The following is an 11,502-nucleotide window of genomic DNA, read 5'->3' as shown; positions in this document are numbered from 1 at the left end:
TCACCCACCCGCCCACCGACCGCTCGGGCTGGCGGATCACCCCGGATGAGGCGGCGTGGCTGCGGCACGGCGTCACGCTCGCCGCCCCCGCGATCGAGGCGCGGCACGCCCCGCGGCACACCACGATCACCGTCCACCGCGTCCTGTTCCCCCACACGGACTACCAGCCGGAGGGCCTCGCGGCGGCGATACTCGCCTGGACCGAGGCGGAGTTCGCCCTCGCACCACACCCCGTGGACACCAGGTTCGACCCCGTGACGAATCGCTACGTGTACTCCTGGTAGCGCCCTTCACCGACCCCCTCGGTCGACGCCGAGGTCACGCCGCATGACGCGGCGGAGTTCGGCGACGGCCGTGTCGTTCCCGGCCTCCAGCTCGGCGTAGGCCTCGCTGTCGGCCGTCACGCCCTCGATGACGCGGTCCCGGGTCGTCCGCAGGGCGATGAAGGCGCATCTGGCCGCCTCGACGACATCGGGCGGGGCGATGATCGCCAGCTGGTGCCGGATCTCGTAGGCCCCCGGCGCGAGGAAGCCGTCCCGGACCTCGCGCGCGTGCGCCTCACTGCCGGGCACGGGGCGCCCTCCCCCGGGCTGCGCGGACTCGTGCAGCGCCGTGCGGACGCGGGAGAGCGCCGCCGTGTACTCCGCGTACAGCTGCCGCCGCGTCGCCGTCTCACGTTCCCCGCTCTCCCGCCGCCACCGGATCCGGTCCGCCAGGAGCGTGGCGCCGATGCCGATTCCCGCGCCGAGCAACGTACTTACGGGCGATATCCACTCCACGAGGACAGAACCCTAACGCCCCCGGATCTCCCCTCTGCCCTCAGCGAATCTGCCCCCGGCAGAGATTTCAGACAGGGGCGGGAGCCGCGGGCAACAGTGGGAGCAGAGCGGGGCGTTGGGCGTCGCTGAGGACTTGGGAGGCGTTATGTCGGTACGGGACAGTGGCTGGGACTCCCCGCGGTCGCGGGGTGAGGACGGGGACACCGCACCCTCGCGGTTCGACGACCATCTCGCCGCGCAACTGCTCCACCAGCGGATCGTGTTCCTCGGCACGCAGGTCGACGAGGTCTCCGCCAACCGCGTCTGCGCGCAGATGCTGTTGCTGTCCGCGGAGGACCCGAAGACCGACATCAGCCTGTACATCAACAGCCCCGGCGGGTCCGTCACCGCCGGGCTCGCCGTCTACGACACCATGCGGCTCATCCCGAACGACGTGGCCACCCTGGCCATGGGATTCGCCGCCAGCATGGGGCAGTTCCTGCTCAGCGTGGGCACGCACGGGAAGCGGTTCGCGCTGCCCAACGCGCGGATCATGATGCACCAGCCCTCCGCCGGCATCGGCGGCACCACCGCGGACATCGCCATCCAGGCGGAGAACCTGGAGTTCACGAAGCGGACCATCGAGCGGCTCACCGCCGAGCACACCGGGCAGAGCGAGGAGACGATCTCGCGGGACGGCGACCGCGACCGGTGGTTCACCGCCGAGCAGGCCAAGGAGTACGGAATGGTCGACCACGTGGTCGCCTCGCTGGACGACGTGCGGCCCGCCGGGTCGAAGCGCCGCATCGGACTGGGCAACTGAGGAGGAGGCAAGAGAATGAGCCAGTACACCATTCCCACCGTCGTCGAGCGCACCCAGCAGGGCGGCGAGCGGGCCTACGACGTCTACAGCCGACTGCTCTCCGAGCGGATCATCTTCCTCGGCACGGAGATCGACGACGGAGTCGCCAACGTCGTCATCGCACAGCTGCTGCATCTCGAATCGTCCGCCCCGGAGCGCGAGGTCTCCCTCTACATCAACTCGCCCGGCGGATCGTTCACTTCACTCATGGCCATCTACGACACGATGAGCTTCATCACCGCACCGATCTCGACGTTCTGCGTCGGCCAGGCCGCCTCGACGGCCGCCGTGCTGCTCGCCGGCGGCGACCCGGGACGGCGGTTCGTGCTCGACCACGCGCGCGTCCTGCTCGGGCAGCCCGCGAGCCGTGGTCAGCAGGGCACCGTGTCGGACCTCAGCCTGCAGGCGAAGGAGATGCTCCGGATCCGCTCGCAGGTCGAGGAGGTGCTGGCCCACCACACGCACCACGACATCGCGACACTGCGCGCCGACATGGACCGCGACAAGTTCTTCACCGCACAGGAAGCGGTCGCGTACGGCCTGGCGGACCAGGTCCTCAGCAGGCGGGCACTGCCCGCCGCGGCTTAAGCGGCCAGGCGGACCTCGCCCTGGCAGGAAGCCCTGGCCGGCCTCGCGCGGGGAAGGCCGGCCAGTCGGGTCTGGGCCAGGGACAGCAGGTCGGGCAGGCCGAGGCCGAGTGCGCGGGCGGCGGCCGCGAGGACCTCGGAGGAGGCCTCCTTGCGGCCGCGCTCCAGCTCTGAGAGGTAGGGCATGGAGATCCGGGCGGCGTCGGCCACGTCCTTGAGCGTGCGCTCCTGCGCGAGGCGCTCACGGCGCAGGACGTCGCCGACGACGTCGCGCCACAGGGGCTCCTTGGCCTCCTTGGCCGGGGCGGGGTCCGGCGCCGCCTCGACCGGGCGCAGGTGGATGACGCGGGCTTCGTTCGCCTTCTGGCGCTCTTGGCTGCTCACTTCCCCAGCCTAGGAGCCGTACGGCCGTCGGCGCAGTGCGGAGCGTTCCGCCGCCCGCGAAATCCCCGCTCCCTACGTCTTCGACGAACCCACCGACGACGCGTCCCGCCCCCAGCTGGCGAGCAGCCGCAGCCCCTGCGCCGACGCCGAGTCCGGCTCCGCGTGGTACATCATCAGGGACTGGTCGCAGTCGTCCGGCAGTCGCAGCGTCTCGAACGAGAGCGTCAGGTCGCCCACCAGCGCGTGGTGCATGCGCTTGACGCCGTGGCCCTTCTCCCGGACGTCGTGCGTGGCCCACAGGCCCCTGAACTCCTCGCTCTTCACGGAGAGTTCGCCGACCAGCGCGGACAGCTCGGGGTCGTTGGGATAGCAGCCCGCGTCCATCCGCAGATAGCTGACGATGTCCGACGCCTTCTGCTCCCAGTCCACGAACAGATCGCGCGAGCGCGGGTCGAGGAAGCAGATGCGCGCCCAGTTCCGGTCGCCCGGCGCGAGCTCGCCCCAGTCGCCGAAGAGCGCCGCGGCGAGCGCGTTCCAGCCGAGGATGTCCGTGCGGCGGCCGACCACGTACGCGGGCACGGACTGGATGGAGTCCAGGAGCTGCTGCAGGGCGGGCCGCATGTGCTGCTGGCGGGCCGCCCGCTTCTTCTTGACCGACTTCGGCTTCGCGAGCCGCGTCAGATGCGCGTGCTCCGCGTCGGTGAGGCGCAGGGCCCGCGCGATCGCGTCGAGCACCTCGGCGGAGACGTTGCGGCCGTTGCCCTGCTCGAGCCGGGTGTAGTAGGCGACGGAGACCCCGGCGAGCTGTGCGAGCTCCTCGCGGCGCAGACCGGGCACCCTGCGGTGCCGTCCGAAATTCGGCAGCCCGACGTCCTGGGGCTGCAGCCGCGCCCTGCGGGTGCGCAGGAACTCGCTCAGCTCGGCCCGGCTGTCGAGGAGCGCGGGGTTCTCGTCGTCATTCATCGTTTCCAGTATCCAGCCTCGTACGCCCCCGAGCCTGACCCCGCCAGTGGTAGGCACAGTGGTCGTAGGCAGAACGGGTGTCTGGGTGACACCGCAGGTCACTGGCAGCCTCGATGACATGACTGAGCAGATCACCACCGTTTCCGCCTACGCCGCTCCCGCCCCCGAGGCGCCCCTGGAGCGGACCACCGTGCCGCGCCGCGCCGTCGGCGAGTTCGACGTCCTGATCGACATCAAGTACGCCGGTATCTGCCACTCGGACATCCACCAGGCCCGCGACGGCTGGGGCAAGGGCATCTACCCGATGGTGCCCGGCCACGAGATCGCCGGAACCGTCACCGAGGTCGGCCCCGGTGTCACCAAGTTCACCGTGGGTGACCGCGTCGGTGTCGGCTGCATGGTCGACTCCTGCCGCGAGTGCGAGAACTGCAGGGCGGGCCTGGAGCAGTACTGCGCGCAGGGCAACATCGGCACGTACAACGCGCTCGACAAGAACGGCGAGCCGACCTACGGCGGCTACTCCACGCACATCGTCGTGGACGAGGCGTTCACCGTCCGCATCCCCGACGGGCTCTCGCTCGACGTGGCCGCCCCGCTGCTGTGCGCCGGCATCACCACGTACTCCCCGCTCGCGCACTGGCACGCGGGCCCCGGCAAGAAGGTCGCCGTCGTCGGCCTCGGCGGTCTCGGCCACATGGCCGTCAAGATCGCGCACGCCATGGGCGCCGAGGTCACCGTCCTGTCGCAGACCCTGCGCAAGAAGGACGACGGCCTGAAGCTGGGCGCCGACCACTACTACGCGACCAGCGACGACGCCACCTTCGAGCAGCTCGCGGGCTCCTTCGACCTGATCCTCTCGACGGTCTCCGCGCCGCTGCCCCTGGACAAGTACCTGGGTCTGCTGCGCACGGACGGCGCCTTCGTGAACGTCGGCGCCCCCGAGAAGCCGGTCTCCCTGAACCTGTTCTCCGTGATCGGCGGCCGCAAGACCCTCGCGGGCTCCGGCATCGGCGGCATCCAGGAGACGCAGGAGATGCTGGACTTCTGCGCCGCGCACGGGCTCGGCGCGGAGATCGAGCTGATCCGCGCCGACCAGATCAACGAGGCGTACGAGCGGGTCCTCGCCAGCGACGTGCGCTACCGCTTCGTGATCGACACCGCGACGATCTGACGTCGTCGGGACGGTCCGGCACCGGCGACGGGTGTGGCCTGAAGCCGTCTCGGCCGGGGGGCCTAGGCCCCATGGCGCACCGCGCCGGACCCGCCGACCGATACGGCGCCCCCGCTGTCGGTCCTACCGTTGTCCGTGCCACCGCAGGACAACGGTAGGACCGACGGACCGGGAGGTCACACGATGTCGATCGAGCTGAACCACACCATCGTCGCGGCGCGGGACAAGAAGGCGTCCGCCCAGTTCCTCGCGGACATCCTGGGTCTGGAGGTGAGCCCCCAGTACGGCCCCTTCATCCCGGTGGAGATCCCCAACGGCGTGACCCTCGACTACTACGAGAGCGACGACGGACCGCTCGCGCCCCAGCACTACGCCTTCCTCGTCTCCGACGGCGAGTTCGACGAGATCTTCGGGCGCATCAAGAGCCGCGGCCTCACCTACTGGGCCGACCCGTACCACCAGCGCGTCAACGAGACCAACACCAACGACGGCGGCCGCGGCGTCTACTGGGAGGACCCGAACGGCCACAACCTGGAGATCATCACCAAGCCCTACGGCTCGGGGAGCTGATCCGGGGGCGCGACGTCCGTCACGGGGTCACCGCGGCGGCGCCCCAGTCCCACAGCGCCTGCAGGACCGGTCCGAGCTCGCGGCCGCGCGGGGTGAGCCCATAGGTCACCGTGGAGGGCCAGCCGGGGGTCCGGGTGCGGTGGACCGCGCCCGCGGCGACCAGCTGCGCCAGCCGCTCGGTCAGGGTCTTGTCGGACAACTGCGGGAGCGCCGCGGACAGTTCACCGTACGTGTGGGTGTCCCTGCGCAGCAGCTCGCGGACGACGAGCGTGGTCCAGCGGCCGCGCAGCGCGGCGAGCGTGATCTCGACGGGGCAGTCGGGGCTCGGGGCGGCGACCTCGGCCAGGGCGTCGTCGGGCAGACCGGGGCGGGCGGCGCTTACCGTTCGGTGAGTCACGAGGGGGCATCCTACGGTTCGGCCATGGCCAACAGCATGAACGTGAACATGAGCGACAGCACGACCGGCACCCCGGCCGGACGGACGGCGCCCGCCCTGCCGACGCAGCCCGAGGACGTCCCCGCGGCCTTCGCGGCGCGGTTCAACAGCGGGGATCCGCGGGCCGTGCGCGAGCTCTACGAGGAGCGGGCCGCCTTCGTGCCCGAGTCGGGGGACGCCGTGCACGGTGGTGCGGAGATCTCCGCGGCGAACGCGCCCTTCCTCGCCCTCGGGCTGCCGATCTCCGTGCGGCCCCGGCACGTGCACGTCGCGGGGGACGTCGCGCTGCTCGTCGTGGACTGGGAGATCGGCGCCGGCGAGGCCCGGTCCACGGCCACCGACGTGGTACGACGCGGCACCGACGGGTTCTGGCGATATGTGATCGACAGTCCGTTCGGTGCCGCGCCGTCAGGTGTCAGCCGTTAGCCGTTGGCCGACCTCTGGGGTGCGTCTACTTGCTGTAGAACGCGTTATAGATCGACAGCGTCGACTTGTTGCCCTTCTTGTCCGCGATCTTGGCGTGGAACGAGATCGCCTTGTTCTTCGCCGGGTTCTTCACGGAGATCTTTCCGTTGCTGACCGTGACCTTCTTCCAGGTCTGGCCGTAGTCGTAGGAGACGTACACGGAAAGGGACTTGAGGTTCGAGCCCGCAGCCGCGCCCTGGACCGTGACCGGCACCGACTGCTTCTCGTCGGCCTTCGCCCGGCTGTCCAGGCCGACCTTCGGGCTGAACCGCACCGAGGAGACCGGCAGCTTCGCCTCGTCGGCCTTCTTGGAGCGGAAGCTGAAGCTCGCGTCGATCCGCGTGGAGGCCGCGCCCACCTTGACGCTGCGCTTCACGGACGTCGACAGCTTGTACGCGGCGTCGCCCGAGGGCACCTTGAACGGCTTCTCGCCGACCAGCGGGTCGTCGTTCTCGCCGATCTGGGTGCCGTTGCGGGTCAACGTCGTCTTCACCGACGTCAACTTCGAGTAGCCCGCGTGGGTCTTGCCGTCGGCGAGCAGCGGCAGGTAGCCCGCGATCTCGTTGCCGCGCCGGTAGACGCCGTACTCACCGCCGATGCGCGGACCGAAGACGGCCGTGTTGAACGTCTTCTCGTAGGTCGTGCCCGCCTTGAAGGTCTGCGGGGCGCCCAGCGAGTAGGCGGTCTCGATGGTCGGCCAGCCCTCTGCGTCGTCCGGACCGTTCTGCTCGAACTCCAGGCCCCACTCGACCTTGTCCGCGGTGGACACGTACACCGTGCGGTTCGCGGGCAGCTTCGTCGGGACGGAGACCGACCAGGTGCCGCTGCCGACGGGCAGCTCACCGGCCGCGCGCAGCGAGCCCGTCTTGCCGCTCGCGGCGGCGCCGAGCCCGGCCTTGACCGTGGCCAGCTCGCTCGCCTTGTAGTGCTTGGTGTAGCCGGTGGCGACCTGCTTCACCGAGCCGCCCGAGAGGACGTTGTACTCGGTGTTGTCGCCCTTGGTCCAGACGCCCGGCCACTGCTGGCTGAGCTTGACGCCGGTCGGGGCGGCCCCGACGGCACCGGTGCGGAAGTTCTTGTACTCCTCCATCAGCCAGCCGAAGCTGCTGCTGAAGTCCGCCGTCTCGACCGTGTAGTCGGGCGCCGCGAGGACACTCTTGGCGTCGGTCGCGGGCACGGTGACGTCGACCGGCTTCGCGGTCCGCGCGTCGACCGTGACCGTGGTGTCCTTGGTCATGTCGATCTTCGGCTGGGCCATCCAGTCGATGCCCTTGCCGAGGTCCTCCAGGTCGACCGCGATGTTCGAGTCGAGGACGTAACTGCCCTTGGGGACACGGATCTTGTAGGCGCCCGAGGGGTCGTACGTGCTCAGGTCCTGGCCCTTGGCGGAGCCGGTGAGACCCTGGACCGAGTCGTTGTAGTGCTTCGTCGGCTGTCCGTCACGCCCGATGTGCTTGACCGTGAGGTCGTACGACTCCACCTCGCGGTCGACCGCGGCGGCCGTGCGCACGGACTGGCCGCCGCCGCTCGCCACGACGAACGCGGAGTACGAGCCGTCGACCGTGCCGCCCAGCTTGGAGTCGGCGGTCAGGTCGACGGAGGCGGTGCCGCCCGCGGGGACGGTGACCTTCTTCGCGCCGAGGGTGAAGAAGCCGTCCGGGGCCGGACGGCCCTTCGGGTCGGTGGCGGTCGCCGTCAGGTCGAGGGTGACGTCGTCCTTGCCGAGGTTCTTGTACGTCACCTTCTTGGTGACCGGCTTGTCGTCGGTGTGCGGCCACTGCTGCGTGCCGAAGCTGACCGACACCGGCTCGGCGATCACGGTCTGCTTGATGGCCCTGTCGACGGCGATGCGTCCCGAACCCTGCTGGAACGCCGTGTAGTTGCCGCCCTTGGTGGAACCGGTGAGCGCGCCCTTGAGCTCGTCGTGCTTCCAGTCCGGGTGCTGCTGCTTGAGCAGGGCGGCGGCGCCCGCCACGTGCGGGGTCGCCATCGACGTACCGGAGATCGTCAGATAGCCCTCCGGGTTCTGGCCGACCTCCTTCTCGATGACCGAGCCGGGCGCGGCGGCGGCCGTGATGTCGACGCCGGGAGCGGTCACGTCGGGCTTGATCGCACCGTCGCCGACCCGCGGGCCCTGGCTGGAGAAGTCCGCCAGCTTGTCGTTGTCGTCGACCGCGCCGACGGTGAGGGCGGCGTCCGCGCTGCCCGGGGAGCCGACCGAGGCGGGCTCGCCGTCGTTGCCCGCGGCGATCGCGAAGAGGATGCCCTTCTCCGCGGAGAGCTTGTCGACCTGCGCTTCGAGCGGGTCGATGCCGGGGGCGTCGGGGCCGCCGAGGCTGAGGTTGACGACATCGGCGCCCTCGGCCGCCGCCCAGTCCATGGCGGCGATGATGCCGGAGTCCTCGCCGTAGCCGTCGTCGCCGAGGACCTTGCCGTTGAGCAGCTTGGCGCCGGGCGCGACGCCCTTGAACTTTCCGCCGGACTTGGCGCCCGTGCCGGCCGCGATGGACGCGACGTGGGTGCCGTGGCCGTAGCGGTCCTTGGCGTCGGCCGACGCCGTGAAGTTCTTCTCGGCGATCACCTGGTCCTTGAGGTCCGGGTGCGTGGCGTCGACGCCGGTGTCCAGCACGGCGATCTTGACGCCCTTGCCGTCGTACCCGGCGGCCCAGGCCTTGTCGGCGCCGATCTGCTTGACGCTCTTGTCGAGGCTCGCCTTGCGGACGCCGTCGAACCAGACGTGGCTGATGCCGGACGCCGCGGTGCGGGCGCCGTCCTTGCCGCTGGTGAGCGCGGCCCACAGGTCGCCCGCGTCCTGCTTCGGCGTGCTGACCGCGTCGGCGTTCAGCGCCTTCAGGGTCCTGCGGACGGTGGTGTCACCGGCTCCGCGGACGTCGGCCTTGGTGGCCGCGGCGGCGCCCTTGTAGCCGACGATGACCTTGAGGCCCTTCTTCTGGGCCGCGCGGTTGCGCTTGTTGTTCAGCTCCGTGACGTCGAAAAGGCGCCGGTCGAGGGTGCCGTCGGCTATCAGGCGCTGCGCGTCGGCGGGTATCAGCAGCGTGTGTCCGCCGCTGCTCCGCACCTGTACGGGGATGTGTTCCCGCCCCTTGGCGCGGTCGATGCCGACCACCCGGCCGTTGGCGTCGAGGACGGCGCGGTCACCGGTGATCAGCGTGACGTGGGTCCTGCCCGCGCCCTTGCCGAGGCCCCCCTCCGCCTGGACCGTGCGTCCCGCGGATGCGGGGTCCGCGGCCGCGGGGCTGGTCATGCCCGCCGCGAGCGCCACGGCCACCGCCGCGGCGATACTGGCCCCGCACGCTCTCTTCACTTGTCTGCGCAAGTCTCCCCCTGGAGGTAAAGGGGCTCTCGCCCCTGGACGTCGAAGTATGCCGAGGGGGGAACACCTGCTCAATAGCGGGACAGAAGTACAGAGTTGAGGCTGTCCGAAATTCATGACGCCTTCACGGCACTTGGCCGGATCAGGGCAATTCCGGAATACGGATCACCGCGTTCCGCTCTTCCCCACGCCGGAATGGACGCAGCCGTGTGAGTGCCGCAGGCGCGCGCTCGGGTGACGTAAGCGCGGCCCCCGGTTGCCGCACACCCCCGCAGTGGAACGACAAGCGCCATGATCCCGACGCCCTCTTTGCGCCCGCGCGGCGCGATCCGGCTGGCCTGCCTGTGCGCCGCCGCCCTCACCCTCGGCACGGCCGTGGCGGTGGCCGAACCCCACCCCTCTGGCCCCAGCCCGTCCGCGAACGAGAAAGACGTCCTCCGAGAACGCACCGTCGCCCTCGACGTCGCCGACTACCGATGGCTGTGCGCGTCCGGCGGCTTCGGCCGGGCCACCGAGCACCCCCTCGACCTGTTCCCCGGCGTGCGGATCACGCTCGTCCAGGACGGCCGCGAGACGGAGGGGGACACCGTCACGTGGACCGGTCACGTCAAGGGGGCGCCGGAGCAGCAGGCGGTGATCTCGGCGAGCCATGTGTGCCGCGCCGCGAAGGGGACCCGCCCCGTCATCGAGAACTGGCCCCTCCAGGAGGACCGGCTCGCCCAGAAGGACCGGCTCGCCCAGAAGAACCGGCCCGCCGTCGACGCCATGGTCGACCTGGGGGCGCGCACGTACCACGTCACCACCCTGCCGGGAGAGCGCCCGCGGCTGCGGATCACGGAGGAGAACCCCGGCGCGCGCCGCCGCCCCGCGCCCGACAACGGCGCCCTCGACGAGCGCGCCGCCCGGAAACTGCACGACTCGCTCGAAGACCGCGCCCCGGCCGATCCCGCCGACCCCGTCGTCATCGACGTCCTCGCCGGATACACCCCGCCCGCGGTGCGGCGGGTCGGCGGAGAGCAGGCGATGGCGGCCCGCATCGGGATGGCCGAGTCCTACATGAACCAGGCGCTGGCCGACAGCGGCGTCGCGGCCAGGATCGACGTCGTGGGCCGTTACGACACCGGCTACAGCGGCGACCAGACCGCCGCCCGCATGCTCGAGAAGCTCTCCGACCCGCAGGACCGCGACCTGGGCGCGACAGCGCACCGCCACCGCGAAGAGCTGGGTGTCGACCTGGTCACCGTCATCAACGACGTCCCCGTCGGCTCCTCGGGCCAGGCCAGCCTGCCCACCAGGGGCCACCTGGACGACGAGCTGGCCTACTCGGCCGTCGACGTCCAGTCGCTCAGCGAGTGGTACAACCTCGGGCACGAGCTCGGCCACAACCTGGGCCTGTTCCACGACCGCGACACCCTCGACCGGCAGGACCCCTCCGGCGGCTACCGCGAGCTGCTCAACTCCCCCGCGGGAACGGGGTGGATCACCCCGCGCCGCGACTACCACTCCCTGATGGCCTACTCGGAGAGCTGCGGCCAGCCCTGCAGCCCCGTCAACCAGTACTCGAACACCGAGAACACCGTCGACGGCCAGCCGTTGGGCGACGAGAACAACGACAACGCCGCGCTGGCCCGCAGGACCGCCCCCGTCGTCGCCGGCTACCGCGCGCTGAAGGTGGCCCGCGTCCGGCACCGGCTCACGATCGAGGCCAGCCCGAACGGCACGGTCCGCCCCGCCGTCCACGGCCCCTACGCGCCCGGTACCACGGTGGGCGTCACCGCGAAGCCCGCGGCGGGCTACCGCGTCAGCGCCTGGATCGTCGACGGCAGGCGCCACGACATCACGGACGAGAACGTGACGATGACGATGGACCGCCCGTACACCCTCAGCGCGGTCTTCACGCCGACCGGGGCATGAGAGCCGGGCACGTACGGAAGCGGCCCGCACCCTTCACAGGGTGCGGGCCGCTTCCGTA

11 protein-coding genes and 1 pseudogene are annotated in these 11,502 nt (G+C 70.7%); 7 read left to right on the top strand and 5 right to left on the bottom strand.

Annotation, left to right across the window (positions count from 1 at the left end; translation table 11 throughout):
* Positions 1-284 (top strand): annotated as a pseudogene (locus tag AOK03_RS11700) (hypothetical protein); the annotation flags it as partial.
* Positions 285-290: 6 nt separating this feature from the next.
* Here AOK03_RS11700 and AOK03_RS11695 read toward each other — a convergent pair.
* Positions 291-779, bottom strand: a complete 489-nt coding sequence (locus AOK03_RS11695; RefSeq protein ID WP_055565143.1) for a hypothetical protein — start codon at positions 777-779, stop codon at positions 291-293.
* A gap of 145 nt (positions 780-924) precedes the next feature.
* Here AOK03_RS11695 and AOK03_RS11690 point away from each other — a divergent pair, with 145 nt between their 5' ends.
* Both AOK03_RS11690 and AOK03_RS11685 read left to right on the top strand, forming a co-directional pair.
* Positions 925-1,581: a ClpP family protease gene (locus tag AOK03_RS11690; protein ID WP_055565142.1), complete on the top strand. Its 657-nt coding sequence runs from the start codon at positions 925-927 to the stop codon at positions 1,579-1,581.
* Between the two features lie 15 nt (positions 1,582-1,596).
* Positions 1,597-2,208, top strand: a complete 612-nt coding sequence (locus tag AOK03_RS11685; RefSeq protein ID WP_055565141.1) for a ClpP family protease — start codon at positions 1,597-1,599, stop codon at positions 2,206-2,208.
* Here the strand turns inward: AOK03_RS11685 and AOK03_RS11680 are convergent.
* A complete protein-coding gene (locus tag AOK03_RS11680) occupies positions 2,205-2,591 on the bottom strand; it encodes a helix-turn-helix domain-containing protein (protein WP_055565140.1) in 387 nt (128 codons plus the stop codon). The two genes, AOK03_RS11685 and AOK03_RS11680, sit on opposite strands and share 4 nt — an antisense overlap.
* Before the next feature lie 72 nt (positions 2,592-2,663).
* Positions 2,664-3,554, bottom strand: a complete 891-nt coding sequence (locus AOK03_RS11675; RefSeq protein WP_055565139.1) for a helix-turn-helix domain-containing protein — start codon at positions 3,552-3,554, stop codon at positions 2,664-2,666.
* 118 nt (positions 3,555-3,672) lie between these two features.
* Here AOK03_RS11675 and AOK03_RS11670 point away from each other — a divergent pair, with 118 nt between their 5' ends.
* Together AOK03_RS11670 and AOK03_RS11665 are read left to right on the top strand one after the other, a co-directional pair.
* Positions 3,673-4,725, top strand: coding sequence for an NAD(P)-dependent alcohol dehydrogenase (locus tag AOK03_RS11670; protein ID WP_055565138.1), 1,053 nt, complete (start codon positions 3,673-3,675; stop codon positions 4,723-4,725).
* Between the two features lie 183 nt (positions 4,726-4,908).
* Positions 4,909-5,295 (top strand): VOC family protein, encoded by a 387-nt coding sequence (locus tag AOK03_RS11665; protein WP_055565137.1) that lies wholly within the window; start codon positions 4,909-4,911, stop codon positions 5,293-5,295.
* A gap of 19 nt (positions 5,296-5,314) precedes the next feature.
* Here AOK03_RS11665 and AOK03_RS11660 read toward each other — a convergent pair whose 3' ends face one another.
* Positions 5,315-5,692 (bottom strand): winged helix-turn-helix transcriptional regulator, encoded by a 378-nt coding sequence (locus tag AOK03_RS11660; RefSeq protein WP_055565136.1) that lies wholly within the window; start codon positions 5,690-5,692, stop codon positions 5,315-5,317.
* A gap of 24 nt (positions 5,693-5,716) precedes the next feature.
* Here AOK03_RS11660 and AOK03_RS11655 point away from each other — a divergent pair, with 24 nt between their 5' ends.
* A complete protein-coding gene (locus AOK03_RS11655; RefSeq protein WP_341845795.1) occupies positions 5,717-6,157 on the top strand; it encodes a YybH family protein in 441 nt (146 codons plus the stop codon).
* A gap of 25 nt (positions 6,158-6,182) precedes the next feature.
* Here the strand turns inward: AOK03_RS11655 and AOK03_RS11650 are convergent, their stop codons facing one another.
* The gene (locus AOK03_RS11650) at positions 6,183-9,533 is read right to left on the bottom strand and encodes a S8 family peptidase (RefSeq protein WP_425264372.1); all 3,351 of its coding nucleotides are present in this window, start codon (positions 9,531-9,533) and stop codon (positions 6,183-6,185) included.
* A 288-nt stretch (positions 9,534-9,821) separates the two neighbouring features.
* Here AOK03_RS11650 and AOK03_RS11645 point away from each other — a divergent pair, with 288 nt between their 5' ends.
* On the top strand, positions 9,822-11,444 hold the full coding sequence (locus AOK03_RS11645) for an InlB B-repeat-containing protein (protein WP_079074648.1): 1,623 nt from the start codon (positions 9,822-9,824) through the stop codon (positions 11,442-11,444).
* Positions 11,445-11,502 lie beyond the last annotated feature (58 nt).

This window comes from Streptomyces atriruber (genome assembly GCF_001418325.1).
Taxonomy (GTDB): Bacteria; Actinomycetota; Actinomycetes; order Streptomycetales; family Streptomycetaceae; genus Streptomyces; species Streptomyces atriruber.
The sequence above is the reverse complement of the archived record's forward strand: the minus strand, read 5'-3'. Positions and strand labels throughout refer to the sequence as shown.

Excerpts from the sequence above, each read along its gene's own strand:
- AOK03_RS11655 (WP_341845795.1), top strand. The coding sequence starts at position 5,717 with ATGGCCAACAGCATGAACGTGAACATGAGCGACAGCACGACCGGCACC.
- AOK03_RS11675 (WP_055565139.1), bottom strand. The coding sequence starts at position 3,554 with ATGAATGACGACGAGAACCCCGCGCTCCTCGACAGCCGGGCCGAGCTG.
- AOK03_RS11690 (WP_055565142.1), top strand. The coding sequence starts at position 925 with ATGTCGGTACGGGACAGTGGCTGGGACTCCCCGCGGTCGCGGGGTGAG.
- AOK03_RS11670 (WP_055565138.1), top strand. The coding sequence starts at position 3,673 with ATGACTGAGCAGATCACCACCGTTTCCGCCTACGCCGCTCCCGCCCCC.
- AOK03_RS11665 (WP_055565137.1), top strand. The coding sequence starts at position 4,909 with ATGTCGATCGAGCTGAACCACACCATCGTCGCGGCGCGGGACAAGAAG.
- AOK03_RS11645 (WP_079074648.1), top strand. The coding sequence starts at position 9,822 with ATGATCCCGACGCCCTCTTTGCGCCCGCGCGGCGCGATCCGGCTGGCC.
- AOK03_RS11685 (WP_055565141.1), top strand. The coding sequence starts at position 1,597 with ATGAGCCAGTACACCATTCCCACCGTCGTCGAGCGCACCCAGCAGGGC.